General features: G+C 65.8%; 11 protein-coding genes. 1 reads left to right on the top strand and 10 read right to left on the bottom strand.

Features of this window, described 5'->3' with window-relative positions; all coding sequences use genetic code 11:
• Positions 1-249: 249 nt before the first annotated feature.
• A complete protein-coding gene (serA, locus tag ABFD92_17350; GenBank protein ID MEN6506305.1) occupies positions 250-1,863 on the bottom strand; it encodes a phosphoglycerate dehydrogenase in 1,614 nt (537 codons plus the stop codon).
• A 132-nt stretch (positions 1,864-1,995) separates the two neighbouring features.
• On the bottom strand, positions 1,996-3,132 hold the full coding sequence (locus ABFD92_17345) for an alanine--glyoxylate aminotransferase family protein (GenBank protein ID MEN6506304.1): 1,137 nt from the start codon (positions 3,130-3,132) through the stop codon (positions 1,996-1,998).
• Between the two features lie 441 nt (positions 3,133-3,573).
• Here ABFD92_17345 and mgtE point away from each other — a divergent pair, with 441 nt between their 5' ends.
• The gene (mgtE, locus tag ABFD92_17340) at positions 3,574-4,953 is read left to right on the top strand and encodes a magnesium transporter (protein ID MEN6506303.1); all 1,380 of its coding nucleotides are present in this window, start codon (positions 3,574-3,576) and stop codon (positions 4,951-4,953) included.
• A gap of 110 nt (positions 4,954-5,063) precedes the next feature.
• On the opposite strand, the gene ABFD92_17335 is transcribed toward mgtE, so the two are convergent.
• The 8 genes from ABFD92_17335 to ABFD92_17300 form a co-directional block, all read right to left on the bottom strand.
• Complete coding sequence (locus ABFD92_17335; GenBank protein ID MEN6506302.1) at positions 5,064-9,551, bottom strand: tandem-95 repeat protein; 4,488 nt, start codon at positions 9,549-9,551, stop codon at positions 5,064-5,066.
• 404 nt (positions 9,552-9,955) lie between these two features.
• Entirely contained in the window at positions 9,956-11,164 is a 1,209-nt protein-coding gene (locus tag ABFD92_17330) for a glycosyltransferase (protein MEN6506301.1), read from the bottom strand.
• Positions 11,161-12,285: a glycosyltransferase gene (locus ABFD92_17325; GenBank protein ID MEN6506300.1), complete on the bottom strand. Its 1,125-nt coding sequence runs from the start codon at positions 12,283-12,285 to the stop codon at positions 11,161-11,163. Before ABFD92_17325 ends, ABFD92_17330 begins: the two co-directional genes overlap by 4 nt.
• Positions 12,282-13,670, bottom strand: coding sequence for an O-antigen ligase family protein (locus ABFD92_17320; GenBank protein ID MEN6506299.1), 1,389 nt, complete (start codon positions 13,668-13,670; stop codon positions 12,282-12,284). Before ABFD92_17320 ends, ABFD92_17325 begins: the two co-directional genes overlap by 4 nt.
• On the bottom strand, positions 13,667-15,001 hold the full coding sequence (locus tag ABFD92_17315; GenBank protein ID MEN6506298.1) for a glycosyltransferase: 1,335 nt from the start codon (positions 14,999-15,001) through the stop codon (positions 13,667-13,669). The genes ABFD92_17320 and ABFD92_17315 overlap by 4 nt, the downstream gene beginning before the upstream one ends.
• Before the next feature lie 38 nt (positions 15,002-15,039).
• Positions 15,040-16,617, bottom strand: a complete 1,578-nt coding sequence (locus ABFD92_17310; protein ID MEN6506297.1) for an oligosaccharide flippase family protein — start codon at positions 16,615-16,617, stop codon at positions 15,040-15,042.
• Positions 16,614-18,995: a TIGR03087 family PEP-CTERM/XrtA system glycosyltransferase gene (locus tag ABFD92_17305; GenBank protein MEN6506296.1), complete on the bottom strand. Its 2,382-nt coding sequence runs from the start codon at positions 18,993-18,995 to the stop codon at positions 16,614-16,616. Before ABFD92_17305 ends, ABFD92_17310 begins: the two co-directional genes overlap by 4 nt.
• A gap of 51 nt (positions 18,996-19,046) precedes the next feature.
• Positions 19,047-20,108, bottom strand: coding sequence for a FemAB family XrtA/PEP-CTERM system-associated protein (locus ABFD92_17300; protein MEN6506295.1), 1,062 nt, complete (start codon positions 20,106-20,108; stop codon positions 19,047-19,049).
• Between the last annotated feature and the right edge of the window lie 21 nt (positions 20,109-20,129).

The following is a 20,129-nucleotide window of genomic DNA, read 5'->3' as shown; positions in this document are numbered from 1 at the left end:
CCCGCGTCGCACATTGCCAACACACGCGTACGTAAATCCCTTGAGTATGCTTTCCTTTCAAGCCTCCATGCTTGACCCAAGCATACACAACTTCTTCAGAGGGCGCTAGATGTGTTCGTGACTTGCTCTAGGGAAAGCAAGAACAATCAAGCGAGGGCAAGATGCCCGCGACACGAAAAGACGGTCTTAGATCCCCGGGGTTCTTCCCGAGGATCTAGGACCTGTCATCTAGGATCTGTTGTTAGCTGCTTACTCCTGCTCTTCCTGCGGCAGGTCGGGCAGGTGCAGGTACCATGCGTTTTTGACGAACTGCAGTTGCGTGAGCTTTTCCATCACGCTTTTCGTGGCGGCCTGGTCGAGGTTGATGCCCACCAGGGCCATGCCGCTCTTGAGTTTGCGGCTGAACGTCATGTCGGCGATGTTGATCTGGTTCTCGCCGAAGAGCGTACCGTATCGCCCGACGACGCCGGGCTTGTCTTCGTTCTCGATAATGACGACATGCCCTTCGGGCTTCATCTCCATGCGGTAGCCGTCGATCCCGATGACGCGCGGGAACTTGTTGCCGAAGATCGTCCCGACGGCCCAGCGCTTGGTCTTGTCGGTCGTCACATGCACTTCCATCAGGTTGGCATGCTCGCGAATCTTCGCGCTGGAGATCGTCTGCACCTCGACGCCGCGGTCCTGGGCCAGCCCGGGGGCGTTGATCACGTTGACGGGGCTGTCCATGTGGCGGCTCATCAGTCCCACCAGCACGTGCGTGGTCACGGGCGTGACGTTCATGTCGGCGATGGCGCCGCGATAGATCACCTCGACGCGGCTGATCGCCCCGGGCGTGATGGCGCCCAGGATGGTGCCCAGGCGGCTGGCCAGTTCGGTGTAAGGGCGCAGCACTTCGGGCAGGGCCTGGTCGAACCCGGGGGCGTTGACGGCATTGCGGACCTCGCCGCCCCGCAGGGCCTCGACGAGCTGCTTGGCCGCGTCGAGTGCGACCTGCTCCTGCGCCTCTTCGGTGCTGGCGCCCAGGTGCGGCACGGCCAGCACGTTGGGGTGCGAGATCAGGGCCTTCTCGACTTCGCTCTCGGGCGGTTCGGCCATGTAGACGTCCAGCGCCGCCCCGGCAGCGCGATTTTCATTGAGCGCCTTGAGCAGTTCCTGCTCGTCGATGATCCCGCCGCGGGCGGCGTTGATCAACCGCACCGAGGGTTTCATCACGGCGAACTGCGCCGCGCCGATCATGCCCAGCGTGTCGCCGCTCTTGGGCACGTGTACGGTGATATAGTCGCTCCGCTTGCACAGGTCGTTGAGGTCCTTGACCATCTCCGTCTCGTCCATCGTCTCGCCGGCGAAGAACGGGTCGTACCCCAGCACGCGCATGTCCATCGCCGCCGCCCGCGTGGCCACCGTGCGACCGATGCGACCCATGCCCACGATGCCCAGCGTCTTGCCGGCAAGCTGCGTGCCCTCGAAACTCTTGCGGTCCCACTTGCCCCCCCGCAGCGACGCATTGGCCGGGGCGATCTTGCGCGACAGCGCCATCATCAGCGCCAGCGCCAGCTCGGCCGTGCTCATCGTGTTGCCGCCGGGCGTGTTCATCACGATGATGCCCTTGCGCGTGGCCACGGGCACATCGACGTTGTCGACTCCCACGCCCGCGCGGGCGATGCACTTGAGGGCGCCCGGCTCGGCCATAACCGCGGCCGTCACCTTCGCGCCCGAGCGGATGATCATGCCGTCGTACTGCCCGGCGATCTTGGCCAGCTCTTCCGGCGCCAAGCCGGCCTTGATGGTGATCTCGACGTCCTTTTGTTCCTTAAGCCAGTCCAGCCCGACCTGGCTGAGTTTGTCAGCTACGAGCACTTTCATGGCAAGCTCCTAAACGGAGAAGAATGGAATACTGGAATGCTGGAATAATGGGGTCTCATGCCACGGCTTCTGCCGCGGCTTTGAGTCTCTTCATCATTCCAGTCTTCCACCATTCCATTATTCCGGTTTTAGTCAGTTCCAGTCCTTGAGAACCTTGGCCGCGGCGGCGACGCCTTTGCCGATCTCCACTTTCACGCCCAGGTCGGCCAGCACGTACTCCACTGCCGCCACCAGGCCCAGCGTGTCCAGCGGGTCGACGTAGCCCAGGTGCGAGACGCGGAAGATCTTGCCCTCCAGATGATCCTGCCCGCCAGCGACGCTGCAGCCGTACTTGTCGCGAAGCGTGCTGCGGAATTTCTTCTCGTCCAGCCCCTCGGGCAACCAGATGCCCGTGACCGAGTCGCTGGGCTGCTGCGAGTAGGTCTTCATGCCCAGGGCCTCGCAGGCCGCCCGGGTCGCCTTGGCCATGATCGCCGTGCGGGCCCAGACCTTCTCAATGCCCACCGCATGGATCATGTCCAGCGCCACCTTGAGCCCGCGCATGAGCGAGACCGCCGGCGTGTACGGCACGTCGCTCTTGGCCAGGGCCTTGCGGTACGCCTTGAGGCTCAGGTACACCGTCGGCGGGTCGATCTTTTCGATGACGTCCCAGGCCTTCTTGCTCACCGAGACCATCGCCAGGCCCGGCGGCAGCATCAGGGCCTTCTGGCTGCCCATGCCCACGATGTCCACGCCCCAGGCGTCGGTCTTCAGCGGCAGCGTGCCTGCCGCGGTGATGCAGTCGGCGATCAGCAGCGCCGGGGTCGGCGCGACGACCTTGCCGATGGCCTCGAGGTCGCACGCCGTCGCGGTGGAGGTCTCGCTGTAGACGACGATCACGGCGCCGTATTCGCCGGTGGCGAGCTTTTCTTTAACCACCTCGGCCGAGATCGCCGTGCCCCACTCCTGCTTGACCTCGTCGACCTTGAGCCCGTACACCTTGGCGACCTTGACCCAGCGCTCGCCGAACTTGCCGCCGTTGGCGATCAGCACCTTCTTGTCACGCGGGACGGCACAGGCGATCGCCGCCTCCATGCCTGCCGTGCCCGAACCGGCGATCATCAGCACGTCGTTGGCGGTCATCAGCAGTTTCTGGAGCGAGGCGTTGACCTCGGCGAACATGGTCTTGAACCGCTGCGTGCGGTGGTGGAACATCGGCTTGGCCATTTCGACGAGCACTTCGGCGGGAACATCCGTGGGACCTGGGGTAAAAAGACGCTGCTTGATCATGAGGGATCTCCTCGAGTTAGGCGACTGGAACAAGCTGACAGAGCCGCGGGCCCTTCCCACGGTTGCCTCACAGCCGCAGTTCTTATCCAGAGCGTCAGGGCATCGAGAACCAATGCTCCTTGCGCTGGTCAACAATATTGTTAGCGGCAATGGCAAATCCGTCAACCGAAATCCGTCCTATGCTGTTGTTTTTTTCACACTCGTCCCCGCCCCGCAGAATCAGAGATGGGTGGCATGGCGACACACGTTTCTGTTTCGTGTGGGTCGCCATGATGCTCAGCGCACAGACATGGCGACCCGCTGAACAACGCGTGTCGCCATGCCACCGAGCCGGCCAGGACGTTGACTTGCCGCCTCCGCGGTCGTATAAGGGTCATAGACTTCGGGATGTTGCATAGATCCTCCTGACTCGACGCGAGATTGGGGCGGCTTCGATCAGCCATGAAACAGCTTCTTCTTGTGCCTGAACTTCGCGAACTGCTCGCATCGGAGGATGTCGAGCCGATTCGTCATTTGATCGCCGAGAGCCATCCGGCCATTGTGGCGGAACTGATCAGCGGTCTGGAGGCCGGGGAGATCTGGCGGGTGCTCCACCTGCTGCCGGTCAAGGACCGGGCCGAGGTCTTCTCGCACTTCGACCTGGACCAGCAGGTGGAACTGGCCACCGGGCAGAACCGCCGCGACATGGCCCGCCTGCTGGAGGAGATGGAACCCGACGAGCGGGCCGACCTCGTCCAGCAGCTCGACGAAAAGGTCCAGGGCGAACTGCTTCCGCTGGTGGCCAAGGCCGAACGCGAAGACATCCGCAAGCTCGTCAGCTATGCCGAGGGCACGGCCGGGTCGGTCATGACCACCGACTACGCCGTGCTTCGTCCGGGCATCGCCATCTCGCAGGCGTTGGAGCAGATCCGCATCCAGGCCCCGGGCAAGGCGACCATTTACTACATCTACGTCGTCGACGCCCAGCATCGCCTGGTGGGGTTCGTCTCGCTGAAGGACCTGATCCTGGCCCGGCCCGCCCAGACGGTCGAGGAGATCATGCACAGCGACGTGATCTCCGTCGGCGTCAACGACGACCAGGAAGTGGCCGCCCGGTCGATCGAAAAGTACGACCTGATCGCCATCCCCGTCGTCAGCGACGACAACGTGCTGGTGGGCATCGTCACCCACGACGACGCGATGGACATTCTGCGCCAGGAGCAGCAGGAAGACATCGAAAAGTTCATGGCCATTTCCGGCCGCCACGCCGCCGGCGAATATCTCAAGACGCCCGCGTGGGTGCATTTCAAGAACCGCGCGTACTGGATCGTCGGCCTGGCTGCCCTGGGGCTGGTCAGCGGGCTGATCATCCACGGCTACGAAGCCACGCTGATGAACCTGCTCATTCTGGCGCTGTACATGCCGATGGTGGCCGACACCGGCGGCAACACGGGCAGCCAGTCGGCCACCGTGGTCGTGCGGGCGCTGGCGCTGGGCGAGGTCAGTCCGCGCGACGTGCTGCGCGTGATCTTCAAGGAGTTCAAGATCGCCCTTTTGCTGGCGCTGATCCTGGGGGTGCTGTCGTTCGCCAAGGTAATGTGGCTATCCGCCGGCAGCGAGATCAAGACCGGCTTCTCCCTGGGCAAGATCGGCCTGGCGATCGCCGTGGCGCTGTCGCTGCAGGTGATCACGGCGACGCTGATCGGCGCGCTGCTGCCCCTGGGGGCCGCCAAAATGAAGTGGGACCCCGCCGTCGTCGCCAGCCCGGCCCTGACCACCATCGTCGACATCACCGGTCTGCTGATCTACTTCACCACCGCCAAGTTGATACTAGGCATTTAGTTGCGGACTGGCCTGCCGCCTGCCGCGGCTTGGGCGATAAATAGAGATCGGCCCGCACCGGGTTCGATGCGGGCCGATCCGACAGGCCTCCGACCAGGCCGCCCTTAACGTTACAACTGGCGGAAATCGAACTTGTCGGGGGTCAAGTAGTAGTTCACGGAGGCATCCGCGAAGCCCGGGTCGGCGTACGTGTTGCCATGGTACTTCGAGGAGTAGGCCTCGAAGGACGAGAAGCTGTAGTTGGTCCCGTTGATGGCGAACGCACCGGTTCCCGATCCGCCACTCATGCGGTAGAACGTGTTGCCGTACACCTCGTTGTTGGTGGTCCGGCTGTTGTTGAACTCGATCGCCGGACCGGCGTACGTCACGATGGTGTTGTTGCGGATGACGCAGCCGTAAATCTGGTACTTCTGGGCGGCAGTGGTGTCGTTGAACAGGATGCCCTGGAAGTTCGCAGGCTGGTAGTTCCCGTTCCAGCTATAGCGCCCAACCCAGATGATGTTGTCCTCGATGGTCAGGTTGTACTGGTTATACGGCAGGATGGTCGACATTGCGTCGTCGTAGGTGTTGACGACGATGCCCTGCTTGTTGTTGTTGAAGATCAAGTTGTGCCGCACGGTCGAATCATGCACGCCCTCGAGGAACGAGACGCCTCCGAGGTTGTTGGTGTGGATCACGTTGTCTTCAATCAGCAGGTTCGTCACCCGTCCGTTGAACTGGATGCCCGTCCGCCCATTGCGGTAGAACAGGCTGTCCCGGATGGTGATATTCGCGCTGGGCAGGTCGCGCGAGCCGAAGTACAGACCGTGCTCGCCCGGGTTGTCGTGGAACACGCTGTACTCGACCAGGATGTTCTGCAGGTCCTGCACCGCGTGGAAGCCCCACTTGAAGCCCACCGCTTCCATGTTGCGGAACGTCATGTTGTGGCCGTAGTGGTTCTCGATGCCCGATCCGGCGCCGTTCTTGTTGGGGTTGCTGGCGACGAATCCGTCGAAGATCACGTAGCTGCCGTCGACGCCCATCGCGTCGCCGGTGGAGCTGAAGACGACCTTCTCGCCGGGCATGGCCATGAACACGATGGGGTTGCTGGCCGTTCCGTCGACGCTGTTGTCGTTGAACGAACCGTACGTCCCGCCGCGGTAGATCACCATGTCGCCGGGCTTGAGCGAAACCGCCGAAAAGCTGGCGAAGGGCTTGTTCATGTCGCCGATGACGCCGGTGGTGTTGCTGCCGGTCTTGGAGACATAGATGATCCGCGTGGGATCGTAGCCCAGGTGCGACAGGAAGGCGTTGAACGTGCCGTACTTGGCCACGCCCTGCTGCCACGTATACACGCTGGCGTCGGTGTCGTCGGCGTCGGGGCCTTTCGAACTGGCCACGCCGTAGCCGTCTCCATCGCGGTCGATGTAGTACACGCTGCCCAGCTCTTCGCCCGGGACGCCCGTGCCCGTGCCGCCGCCGGTATCAGCGACGACCAGGATGTCCACGTTCGCCGTGCCGTACCCGCCCTTGCCGTCGGTGACGGTGTAGCCAAAGCTCGTGGTGCCCGCAAAGCCGGCGGCAGGGGTATAGGTGAAGGTCCCGTTGCTGTTCTTGACCAGCGTGCCGCTGGCGGGCTGGGTGTACTGGCTGATGCTCAGCGTGTCGCCGTCGGGATCGATGTCGTTGGCCAGCACGTCGATGACGACAGCCTTGCCCGCCGTCGTCGTGGCTGCGTCGTTATAGCCCAGCGGACTGGCGTTGGTTGTCGTTCCCGTGCGCGGGCTCTGGACGGGTCCGGTGGCGGTGGGGGTAAACGTCGCGTCGCGGCTGAGCACGATTTTGTCGACGGCCGTCCCGTCCTCGCGCATCCAGACGTTCAGCGTGTGAACGCCGGCGGTGGCGACGTTGACCGTCACGCGCGTGGCGCCGCTGGCATCGACCTTGCTGTTGTTCCAGTCCCACGTCGCGGTGGTGTCGCTCATGCCCCACGAGCCGGTGGTGACGGCCTGGCCGTCGAGCCCGACGTGGATCGAGTCGTCCGATCCCGTGGCGCCGAGGGTGCGCACCCACACGTAATACGTGCCGGGCGTCTTGAACTCGATGGCGTAGTCCATCCGGGCGCCGACGAGGCTGTCGCCCAGGCTGACCTTGGCGTTGGGCAGCGCCTGCATGGCGCCGGCGCCGCTGAAGCCCGTCAGCGCGGTCGTGGCCGTCCAGGCTGTGTTGGCGCCGTCGCCGGTGCCGGACACCTTGCCGGTGAAGTTCTCGGCCTCGATCGACACCTGCCCGCCGCTCTCGATGAACGCGCCGGTGGTGCTGACCGGCGTCACCGTCAGCGTGACCGTGCCGGTCGCCTGGCCGCCCTTGCCGTCGGAGGCGACGTACGTGAAGCTGTCCTGCCCGCTGTAGGCGGCCGCGGGCGTATAGACCAATCCATCGCTTCCGGCGATGACGCTGCCGTGGGCGCCCTGGGTGAAGCTGGCCACGCTGAGCGTGTCGGCGTCGACGTCGCTGTCGTTGGCCAGCACATCGATCGTCACGGGCTGACCCTGCGGCGTCGTGGCCGTGTCGTTGACAGCCGCCGGGGCGTCATTGACCGCCGTGACCGTAATGGCGACAGTGGCCGTGGCCGTGCCGCCCTTGCCGTCGCTGACGGTGTAGTTGAAGCTGTCAGCGCCGTTGTAGTTCAGCTTGGGCGTGTAGGTGAACGTCCCGTTGGCGTTCTTGACCAGCGTGCCGTTGGCCGGCTGGGTGTTGGCCGAGATCGTCAGCGCGTCGCCATCGACGTCAGTGTCGTTGGCCAGCGGGTTGACGGTCACCGGCGTGTCCTCGGCGGTGGTGGCCGCGTCGTCGACGGCCGCCGGGGCGTCATTAACCGGCGTGATCGTGATGTTCACCAGCGCCTTGGCCGTGCCGCCCTTGCCGTCGCTGACGGTGTAGTTGAAGCTGTCCGTACCGTTGTAGTTCAACTTGGGCGTGTAGGTAAAGGTCCCGTTGGCGTTCTTGACCAGCGTGCCGTTGGCCGGCTGGGTGTTGGCCGAGATCGTCAGCGTATCGCCGTCGGCGTCGCGGTCGTTGGTCAGCGGGGCGATGGTCACCGGCGTGTCTTCGGCGGTGGAGGCCGCGTCGTTGGCGGCTGTCGGGTCGGCGTTCGCGGCGGGGCCGCCGGCGCGGGCGCTTTGGGCAGGGCCTGTGCCGGTGGGCGTAAAGCTGGCGTCGCGGGTCAGGATGATCTTGTCGACGGCCGTTCCGTCCTCGCGCATCCAGACGTTGAAAGTGTGGACGCCGGCGGTGGTGACGTTGATGGCCACGCGGGTGGTCCCGCCGGCATCTTTGACGCCGTTGTTCCACGCCCAGGTTGACGTGGTCATGGTCATGCCCCACTTGCCCAGCGTGGCGGCCTGGCCGTCGAGGCCGACGTTGACCGAGTCGTCCGAGCCGGTGGCGCCGATGGTGCGGATCCACACGTAGTACGTGCCCGGGGCGTCGAACTGGACCTGGTAGTCCATCCGCGCGCCGGTCAGGCTGTCGCCCAGGCTGACCTTGGCGTTGGGCAGGGCCTGCATGGCGTTGGCGCCGCTGAAGCCCGAAAGGGCCGTCGTGGCTGTCCAGACGGTGTTGGCCCCGGCGCCGGTGCCGGCGACCTTGGCGCTGAAGTTTTCCGCCTCCATCGACACCAGCCCGCCGCTGACGAGGAAGGCGCCGTCGCCGGCCGTCGGCGCCGCGGTGACCGTCACCGCCACGCTGCCCGACGCGGTCGCGCCTTTGCCGTCGGAGATCGTGTAGTTGAAGGCATCGTCGCCGACGAAACCGGCCGCCGGCGTATAGATCAGCGTGCCATTTGTTCCGGCGCTGACGCTGCCCTTGGCGCCCTGGGTGAAGCTGACGACGCTTAGAGCGTCCCCATCGGGGTCACTGTCGTTGGCCAGCACGTTGACCGTTGCGGGCTTGCCTGCTTCGGTCGAAACTGCATCATTGACAGCGACCGGGCTCTGGCTCGTCGCGGCGCGGCTGCTTTCAACCGGGCCGACGCCTGTGGGTTTGAAAGCGGCATCCTGGGTCAGGATGACCTTGTCGATGACTGTGCCGTCTTCGCGCATCCAGATATTGAATGTGTGCAGCCCGGCTTCCTTGACGTCGATCGTCACGCGCGTGGCGCCGTTACCGTCGACGACGCAGTCGTTCCAGCCCCACGCCGAGGTGGTCATGCTCATGCCCCACTTGCCCAGCGTGGCGGCCTGCCCGTCCAGACCGACGTTGATCGAGTCGTCCGAGCCGGTGGCCCCGATGGTGCGGACCCACACGTAGTAGGTTCCCGCCGTCTCGAAATTGACCTGGTAGTCCAGCCGCGCGCCGTCGAGGCTGTCGCCCATGCTGACTTTGGCATTGGGCGTGGCGGCCATGGCGCTGGCGCCGCTGTAGCCGGTGGCGCCCGTGGTTGCGGTCCAGGCGGTGTTGGCTCCGGCGCCGGCGCCTGCGGCCTTGGTAGTGAAGTTTTCCGTCTCCATGACGGCCTGCCCACCCACCTCAAGGAATGTTCCGACAGGGATCGGGCTGATACTCAGCAACAGCCGGTCTTCGAGCTGCTCGAACTTGGGGCCGAAGGCTGGGTCCATGATACCTCTCCTAAAAAGTTCCGAAAGAGATTCAGGCGGGTCGCGATTCTCTGCCTGTTCCGGCCGGTCAGGCGGGGGAGAATCGCAGCTTCAAAACCAAAGCCCAACAGAGGCTCAGGCTTTAAGAAAAGGTACTATACCCGGGGTAGGCAAAACAAGTACTTCCGGAGGGGATTTTTTCCTATGAGCTTATAGTCTTTTATCTTAGACTTGTTTTATCCAGATATAACCATAGTTCTGTTAGCGTTTTGAATGGCTTTGCTCCGCCGCTGAGCCGCCATGCTGAGTCCGATAAAATCACGTGGTGCGGGTACAGAAAGCCGAAATGGTACTCTCCAGGTCTTCGATATCGGCACTACTGCGTATCAGTCCCACTGGCGGAGGAACGCCCGCTCGGACCGGTACTATAAGGATGGCTCGCCGTCGCGGCCGCTGTCGCAATGACGGCTGCGACTGATCGCCTCGCTAAACACCTGCGTGACTTCTTCAGCCACGACCGCCCAGGAGCGGGCGATGACGGACTGGCGAAGTTGGGCGCGATCCCACGGACGCGCCAGGGCCTGTTCCAGTGCGACCGCCAGGGCGGCGGGGTTGCCTGGCGGGGCAAGCAGGCCGTTGTCGCCGTCGCGGATAATCTGCGCGACGCCCCCCACCGCCGTGGCCACTGGCGGCGTTCCGCACGCCAGCGACTCCAGCAGCACGTTGGGGCAACCCTCGGAATGACTGGGCAACACGGTCAGGTCGGCCGCGTTAAAGTAATCAACCACTTCCTGACGCGGCACGGCTGAAATGATCTTGAGCCTCTCGCTCATGCCAAGCCGCCCCGCCAAAGTCCGCAGTGACTGGACGTACCCCGCTCCGGCGGCGGGCGGGCCGACCAGCACGATCATCGGCCGCGACGCCAGGTCCGCAGCCGCATGAAGCAGGTCTCGCTGCCCTTTGGGCGCCTTGAGGCTGGCGACGCAGACGAGCGTTTGCCGTCGCGGGTCCAGCCCCAGGCGCAGGCGGGCGGCGTCACGGGGGCATGGCTGGAACGCCTCGGCGTCAACGCCGTTGGGAATGACATGCACTCGTTCCGGCGCGGCGCCCATTTCGATGGCCGTCTCGGCCATCGGCCCGCTGACGCTGATGACGGCGCCGGCGCAGCGCAGGGCGGGAGCCATGCGGGCGCGGAAGCAGGGAATCTCCTTGCGAGGGTTGATCGTGCCGCGCAGGGTGATGACGTAGGGCAGGCCCAGGCTTCTGGCCAGCAGGCTCACGGCGACGCCGTCGGGCCAGGCGAAGTGGGCGTCGAGGATATCCGGCTGCCAGTTGCGGCAGCGCCGGGCGACCCACCGCCGCAGACCGCGATAGTAGAACCACCCGTCGAAGCGTTTGAGCACACCCGGAACGTACGGATAGTACCGATGCCAGACGGGCAGCCCGTCCAGCGCCTCGCTTTCGGGCAAACCCGCGGGGCGTCGGATGGGGCCCATCAGCGGGCAGCACGCCACCGGGTGTACCACCCGCAGAGAGGCGTGGGCAGAGATCGCCTTGAGCCGGTCGAACACGAAGATGCCTTCGCTGGGCGCCGGCGTGCTGGGAAAACAGGATGAAAACGAAAGAACTCTCATGTCGCCACGCGGGCGGCCGTGCCGAAATAAAGCTCCGCATAGGCCGCCGCCATGCGTTCCATTCCGTAGTTGCGGCAGACATGCTGGCGGGCCCCGCTCCCCAGGCGCCGGCGCGCCTCCGCGTCGGCGGCCAGAGAAGCGATGGCGTCGGCCAGCGCCTCGGCGTCGTCAGAGGGCACCAGCCGTCCGAAGCAACCGTCCCGGAGCACCTCGCGAACGCTGCCGACATCGGTCGCCACGCAGGGCAGGCCGCAGGCCATCGCCTCCAGCAGCGCATTGGGGTGGCCTTCGCTGAAACTGGGCAGGGCGAATATGTCCAGCCCCCGCAGGAAGGCCGGCACGTCGTCGACATTGCCTGGCAGCACAAGGCGGTCGGCCAGTCCAAGTGTCTGGGCCAACGCTGCCAAGTCGTCGCGCAACTCGCCTTTGCCGGCGATCTGCAGTTGCAGATCGATCCCCGAGGCCGCCAGGGCGGCGCACGAGCGGATCAGCAGGGCGTGGTTCTTGACGGCCCGCAGTCCGCCGGCGGTGCCGACGACCAGCGGCGTCGCGGCGGCGCGAGGCGTCTGGGCGGGGCAGAACAGACCAGTGTCGACGCCGTTGGGGATGACGCCGATCGTCGAGGCGCGGCGGGCGAAACGCTGCTGCAGCGCCTGCTGGAGTTCGGAGCTGACGGCGAACAATCGCGTGGCGGTGGCGCCGACGAGTTTGAAGGCCACGCGCCGCCTCAGCGGCATGTCGGTCAGGTTGGACCAGCCGTGCAGGCTGAAGATCAAGGGGACCCGCCCGGCCAGCAGCCTCGCCGCCGCGACGTCCGGCAGGGCGCCCCAGTTGCGAGCGTGGATGACGTCAGGGCGTATCCGGCGGATCAGCCTCCACAAGCGCAGGGGCACCCGCCAGTCCCGCCCGGCGGCGTTGAGGCAGTACAGCGGCACGTCCGGGGGCAGCAGGTCGCCGGCGCCGAGACTCGATCTGATGGCCACAACGCTGTGGCGCAGGGGCGCGCCCAGTGCCCGCGTCACGCGCGCCAGGGCCAGTTCCATCCCGCCGTGACCAAACTGGCTGATCACGTGCAGCACGTGCAGCGGGGCCTTGGGCTGTTGGTCCTTCATCTTCTTCATGAGCGTGTCATTGCCGGCTCGGCGGCGGGTTGAAACCGTCCGCTCTTGCTGCGCTGAGGCGGGTCCGCGGCCTGGCTGACGGCCGGCGATACCGCCGACCGTGCCTCGTACCGCACGCGGACGCTGTGGTATGCCAGGGCCATCGCGTAGATCCACCAGAACAAGTCCCACCGGGCCATGTCGCTCTTGATCATGTTGACCAGGGTCGCCGCCAGCGCCCCGAGCATCGAGATGCGCACCCAATCCATGCGCTGCTGATCCTCGTCGGACAACCCGCGTCGCGGCCGCAGCAGCAGATACCTCAATACGAACACGTTCATCGCCAGGAAGAACGCCAGGAACGGCAGGCCCAGTTCGGCGCCCATCTGGATGTAGGTGTTGTGGGCCACGTGGTACAGTTCGCCGGCGTAGTCGTAGCGGATGTACTTTCTCTTGGCGAAGGGAAACGAGCCCAGGCCCGTACCGAACAGCGGATTGTCGGCGATGATCTGCGTGCCGATGACCATGTTCTGATAGCGGCTCAGCATCGAGGCGTCCATCTTGGCCGGGTCCAGCGTCAGCGTCTCGGCCCGCTCCACCCGGGCCGCGGAGACCAGTGGAATCGCCATCGCCAGCAGCAGCGCCATCGCGACCAGCCACAGCGTGCGGCGCATGGCGATCATCGTCACGACGACGGCCACCGCCATGCAGACCAGTCCGCCGCGGGAGCCCGTCGCCACGATCGCCACGACATAGAACCCGAATGCGGCGATGGCGGCTGTTCTCCGCCAGCCCTGACCCTTGAAGACCAGGTAGAGAATCGGCGCCAGCATCACCGACAGCGCCCAGGCGATGTGGTTGGACCCGCCGCCCTGCCCGGCGGCCGTGTCGATCCGGACGGCATCCGCAAAGCCCATCATCGCCCAACCCAGGACGCAGACCTTTGCATACCAGAGCGACCCGACGAGCACGGCCATCAGGAACGCCGCCAGCTTGGCCGGTGTGTCGCAGAGTCGCACGATCAGAAACGCCACGATGAAGATCTTGTAGATCTCCTGGAGAAACATCATCCCCTGCTCGCCGAAGAGCGGACCGCTCAAGATCGAGGCGAAGTACATGATCAGGATCGGACCCAGCCAGCGCAGCGCCACACCCGTGCGAGCCGGTTCTCCCGGCGCTCTGCCATGGGGAGCGTCCTTGGCGCCGGCGTCGAAGAGCGTGCCGATCAGCACCGCCAGCGTCACCCAGAGAGTGGGACGGCACCAGGTCTCGGCGCCCCAGAGGTCGGGGCGGAAGAAATACAGAATCGCCAGCAGCAGCAGCCCCTTGTGGGGGCGGCGGATCGCCACGCCGAAGCAGACCAGCCCCACCACCGTCATAATCGCCGCGCGAAGGTTGAAGATCATGGAGCGTCCTCCTTGGCCGCCGCCGCGGGCGCCTCCGCCGCCTCGACGGTCTCGATCAGCACCCGGCGTATCCGCTGGGCCATCACCTCTGACGTGAAGTCGGCGCGCAGGTCTTGCGGTCCGCTCAGAAGGCCGCTCTGCCAGCGCCCGACGATCTGCTCCAGCGCGTCGGCGAGCTTGGCGCCGCCGTCGGCCTGCTCCGGGACCATCCAGATCGACTCGTGGCTGCGCCCGGCCAGGAGCTGCGAAATGCCCGCACAACTGCCGCCGGTGACCAGGATGCTCTTGCCCAGTCCGATGTACTCGTAGAACTTGCGGGGTATCTGCAGATCGCTGCCGGGACCGTCATGCCCGACCACCACCGCCGCGTCCGACTGATGCACCGCCTGCAGGGCCTGAGCGTGGGGCATCGCCCCGGCCACCTCGACCATGTCCGCGGCGCCGCAGCGGCCGGCCAGCTCCGACAGCGCCTGACCCTGGTAGTTGTCCAGGCCGATCTGCACCAGGCGCAGGCGACTGCGCAATTCGGGGCGCCGCTGCGCCAGCACCTTCAAGGCCGTCAGCAGCGGCCGCGGCGAGCGACCGCCGTAAAAATTGCCCGTGTGGACGAGACGGCAGATCCCGTCATGAGGCCGCACCGGTGCGTCCATCGCCGCGGCGACCTCGGCGGCGTCATACCCGTTGGGGATGGCGACGAAGGCCTCGGCCCGGTCGGGGAAGCGTTGCGAAAACTCTGCCGCGGCGCCTTGCGTGTTGCAGATGACCCGCCAGGCGCGGCGGACCATCCCCCGCTCCAGCGCCGCATCGAGCCGCCGGTGCGTCGCGTGCGGGAACCGCCGGAACGGGTTGGCCTGCCACGGATCGCGGCAGTCCGCCACCCAGGGCAGTTTCAGCCACGCCGCAGCGGCCATGGCGACCAGGTGGGCGGTCCAGACCGGGGCGGTCGAGTAGATCACGTCGACGTGATTGGTGCGCGCGTATCGGATCGCCCGGCGCAGGGCAGGCACGAACCACGGCGTCCACTTGTCCGGCGTGCGAAGGCACCAGGAAATCCAACTTCGCAGCCCGGGCTGAAGGTCGCTCCGGGCCGCCGGCGGCGCCTCCGCGGCGGGCCCGGTCGCTCCGGCAGCGATCTTCTTTTCGTTGGTGATCCACTTCTGCAGCCACGGGCGCACCGCGACGATCTCGATTGCCCCCGGCACCCGCGCCAGCAGCGTCGGGTCGACCGGCTGACCGGGCAGCGGCGGCATGGTCAGCACGGTGGCGCGGTGGCCGGCGCCGATGAGGTGGCGGCACAGAGCAACGGTGCGGTGAATGGAACTGACATTCACGGGGGGAAACCTTGCACAGATAATCAGGACCGACGGGTTCATTCCCGCTCCTCCGTTTGCGCCGGCAGAACATCCCCCACCTGGACATCCGCGGCGAATCCCAGCCTGGCCATGATCCTTGTCCAGAGCGCCTTTCGCAGTTCCGCCGGCAGGAAAGCGTACAGGCCCAGCGGCGCATACAGCGTCGCCAGCACGGCCAATGACAACAGGAACGTTCCCCAGGATGTGACCGGCAGCAGGGCCTGCCACCCCAGGCAGATGGCCGCGAACACTGCCGCGGTGACCAGCATCGGAAAGACCAGTTCCGTCAGCACGCTACCGAACGGCACGCCCAGTTTCCGGTAGCACAGCCGCGTGACCAGGATGCAACTGAAGCCGATAGCCGGCACCATGGTCCCTGCCGCCACGCCGTAGATGTCCCACTTGAACAGCGTCACAAACGCCAGGCTCAGGACCAGGTTCAGCACCGCCTCGCTGCCGGAGATGGCGGCGTTAATCTTCACGTAGCCCATGGCGTTGAGGCACATTCCCGGCGACCAGGACAGCATGCCGGCCAGGGACGTGACGGCCAGGATGATCAGCACCCCGCCGCTGCGTTCAAAGCCCGGTCCCAGCCAGATGCGGATGAAGTCGTCGCCCATGGTCATCAGACCCACCAGCAGCGGCACGGCCAGCATCAACGTCACGCGCGTGCCGTTAAGCATGTAGCCGGCCAGGGCGGTTTTGTCGTCGCGTCCGGCGGCCTGTTCCACGTCGGGCACCAGCACCGAGAACAACTGCTGCACCAGGGCGGTGCTGTACTCGATCAGCGACAGGGCGATGCTGTAGACGGCGATGTCCTCGATCTTGAGCAGCAGGCCGATGACCACCACGTCGGTGCAACTGATGATCCGCGAGCTGATGTTCTGCATGAAGGCCCAGATGCCGTAGCGGAACGTCTCCTTGAGCGTCTGCCAGTCGAACAGCGACAGCGCGATGCGGGCGGGGGCTCCCTTCCAGCGCGTAAAGGCGACGAACAGCAGGAAGCTGACGCCGCTGCTGAGAACCAGCACCTCGGCCAGTTCGACCAGCCCCCCGCCTCGCTTGAGGACGATCCACGTGCCCACCGCGCGCACCAGCAGGGTGATCACCATCGCCAGGCTTCGCAGATCGAACCGGTTGCGGGCCCGCAAGAGCTGCCCGAACAGCGTGCCCATGAACCCCAGCCAGACGTTCAATGCCGTCATCATCAGCACGGCAAAGGCCTCGTCGGCCAGGCTGGCTGGAGTCTTGGGGAACAACTCGTGAAAGAACGTCCCGATGATCAACGCCGCCGCGAACACCACCAGGCTGATGAGGGTGCAGAACACCATCGACGTGCTGACGACTTTGTCGACCTTATCCTGCTCGCCGCGCCCGATGTAATAGTTGACGTAACGCCCGGTGCTGACGCGCACGCCCAATTCGGCCAGGCCCAGGTACCCCGTCAGCGTCATCAGCAGCGACCAGACGCCGTAGCCGGTCTTGCCCAGGCTGTGTACTACCAGTCGCGAAAGCAAGAGCATCACGACGATGTTGGCGGCATAGCCCAGCCAATTCGCGGCGGCGTTGCGCATGTAGAGACGAGACTTACTCATGAACGCCCCTCGATCGGCGCGGCGCCGCCCATCAGTCGCCGGGAAATCTGCTGCACCTTCTGCTGCCAGGTCTGATCGGACATGCTCTGCGACCGCCGCAGGCGATGGCCGGCGTCGCAGGACAACAGGCGCTCGACAGCCGCCTCGAACGCCTCCGGACCGGCGGCGATCTCCACCAGATCCCCAAGAGCCTGCACCTCCGGAAGCGGCGTCGACACCACGCCCAGGCCCGCCGAAAGATACTCCCGCAGCTTGATCGGGTTCACTGCCGCCGTCAGGGCGTTGAGCTTGAAGGGCACCATCGCCGCATTCATCGCACGGCAGTAGTCCGGCAGGGCGCCGTAGGGTCGAGGACCCAGGAAGTGTACGTTGGGCAGCGCCTGCAGCGGCGTCAGGTCGACGGCCGAATCGCCCAGGAACACGAAGTGCCACTGCCGTCGCCGGCGTGCCACGGCGGCTATCAGGTCCAGGTCCACCCAGTCCCGGATGAGGCCGAAGAACCCGACGCGCGGGCTTGGGATGGCGGCGATATCGGCAGGAACGGCCCGACTCGATTCGCTCAAAGCCTTGGCGAAATGCTCCCAGTCGACCCCGTGGGGCACCAGGAGAGTGTCGTGGGCCAGCGACTTTTTGGCATCATAGAGAGCCTGCGAGGTGGCCACTACCAGGTCGGCGCGATGGCAGAGGGCGCGTTCCTGGCTGAGCATCAGGTTGCTGTCGTAACCGCTGAAGGAGGCGAAGTCGTCCACGCAGTAGTACAGCACGCGCTCCGCGTCGAAGCCTTCGACGAGGTAAGCCACGTCCGGGCAGAACGACCAGATCTGCAGCGGCCCGCACCGCAGGCGGGCCAACGCGCGGTTGATCTGCCATTTCAGCAAACGCCGATTGATCGCCTTGGCCGCGGCCGAGCCCGGCAGCGGCACCACCAGCGGCGTCAGCACGTGGAGATTCTCCCGCACCTGCCGCACGCCGGAGAACACGTTTCGCAGCCGCCCGGCGAGGTGCTTGAGATCGTGACCGGCGATGGTCGGCGTTCGCGAACCATGGTAGCAGACCCAAAGCACGGTGTTGCGACGCGCCAGTTCGTGCATCACGTGATGCTTGCTGGTGGGCGGGGCATCGTAGCCGCTGGCAAAGCACAGGATGGTGCGCCCCTGGATCTCCGCGGTCTCGGCGGCGCGGTCAACCGGCCGCGCCTCGCTCAGATCCCGGCAGAGCGTCACCAGCGGCTTGAGGCAGTGGCGCCAGGAATAGCGCTGCACAATGAGGCGGCGGCTCTGGCGTCCCAGGCGTCCGCAGCGGGCAGGATCGCCCAGCAGAGCTTCGACGGCCTCGATCCACTGCTGCGGTCCATCGGCGCGGACGGCCCCGGGGCAGTCGTCCAGGTCCAGTCCTTCCAGCGCCGCCGGCGAGGCGACCACCGGGCGCTGCATTACGAGGGCTTCGAGCACTTTGTTCTGCACCCCCCGCGCGATCATCAGCGGCGCCACCGCCAGGCGCGAGCGGGCGACGTACGGGCGGACGTCGGGAACGGTGCCGGTGACATGCACGCCGGCCTGACGCGCCAGGCGGCGAACCGCTCGGGCGGGGCGGCGCCCGACGATCCAGAACTCCAGTTCCCGATGCCGCTCCCGCAGCGGGCCATGGACGTGCCTCGCATACCAGCAGGCCGCCTCGATATTGGGGCGGTAGTCCATCGAGCCCAGAAAGACCACCGTCTGGGCCGATCGTGAGGCGTCGTGATGCAGGTTGAAGTATTCCAGATCGACCCCGTTGGCGACCGCATGCACGCGATCGCCCGCCGGGGCGGCCTGCGCTTCGGCCTCGCTGACATAGAAGACGGCGTTGCATCGCTGCGCCGCCCGGGCCTCGAGCGCCCGCACCGCGGCGGCCTCACGGGCGTACAGCCTGCTCAGCGGCCAGCGCGACTGTCGGGCATAGGCGGCCCACTTGAGGCTGTCGGCGTCGACAACGTCCAGAATTCGGGCCCCTGCCGCGGCCGAGAGCACCAGGTCCAGCGTGGCCGAGCAGTACCCCATCGCCAGGTCGAACCCGCCCGGGGGCGCGAGGCGCGCGATGAGGTTCCTGGCCGCCGGCAGCGTGAAGTAGCCTTCACTGACCGATCGCCCCGCCGCCAGGCTCAGGGCGCCGCGGAGCAGTCCGGCGGCTCCGCCCGCCGGAATAATCTCCACGCGGCGGCAAAACCGTTGCAGGTGGTCGACCACGGACGGCTCCGGGCGCCGGCGGCCTCGCGCGAGGCAAACCAGCGTGATTTCGAAATCGGCGCTCAAGGCGCGCAGTTCGTGGTAGGCGCGGATGCGTTCCCCCTTGTCGGGGGGATACGGGACGCAATGAGAGATATACAGAAGCTGTTTCATGTGCCCCACCTGAACGTCAGCACGTCAGTCCCCCTTGCCGCGGCGGCCCAATCATGGAATCCACTTGGTCAGACGCCCTCCCATGGCGCGCGTGAACCACAGAGGCATCCGTTTCCACGCTCTGGAAGCGATCGCGAACTTGCGGTTGCTGGGCGTGAGGTTGGGCATCTCGCCGCTGCCGCCGTTATAGATCTGGTAGTGCAGCGGCTCGGGCGTGAAGCCCTGGTGGCGCTTCCACTGATAGGGCCCGGAGTTGTCGCGCCGGCTGCGGTTGAGATCGAAGATCTTCGCGCCGCGCTGGGCGACGTATTCCATCGTCCGCAGGTACATCGCCGCGGTGGCGCTGGCGGTGAAGGCGTGGGGCACGTTGCCGGCGAAATACGAGGTAAACTCGTCCCGGAAGAAAAACCCCATCAGACCCGCCAGCGACTGTCCGTGGCCGCTGCGCACGACGATGCAGGCGCAATCCTGGCCGAACTCCTCCTGCAGGACGCGAAAGAACGCCCGGCGATAGTTGGGAGAGCCCAGTTCCCGCAACCGCCGCGAGTAGATGTCATAGACCCTGTCGAGATTGTCAGGCGAGAAAGAGACGCAGTCGTCGCCGAGGAGTTTGAGGCCTTTGCGAGCGGCGGTGCGCGCCTTCTGCGGCAGTTGCTTCATGATGCCTTCGGGCGTGGTCGCCAGTTCCTTGCGAAACGTGTCGTAGCGGTCGATCGATGGCAGTTCCAGGCCGCTGCTGTCGCGGTGGCGCAGCTCAATGTACCGCGTCGACAGGCGGCGGTGCAGGTCCGTGGCCGCCTCAAACAAGGCTTGGGTTATCGGCGGCGAATCGGCGAGGATCCCGCCGTAGGTGGCATAGGGGACTGAGATCAGCACGCGCCCCACGAAGAGGCTCTTGACCAGAAACAGCGGCAGCACGCCCACCATGCGCTGGCCGTCCCAGGCCGCCAGGTGGTACGGGCGGTGCCCGTACGCGCGGGCCACGGCGCGGCTCCACTGGGGCAGGTGAAACAGCGTGCCCTGCGCGTGAGAGCGCACGTAAGCTTCCCAGGCGTCCCTGTCCTGCGGGCCGCAGTCACGGATAACATACGGTTGCCCGATGGCCGATATCATGAGCCCCCCTCCCGGCAGCCT

The sequence above is a fragment of the Planctomycetaceae bacterium genome (assembly GCA_039680605.1).
Taxonomy (GTDB): Bacteria; Planctomycetota; Phycisphaerae; order SM23-33; family SM23-33; genus JAJFUU01.
The sequence above is the reverse complement of the archived record's forward strand: the minus strand, read 5'-3'. Positions and strand labels throughout refer to the sequence as shown.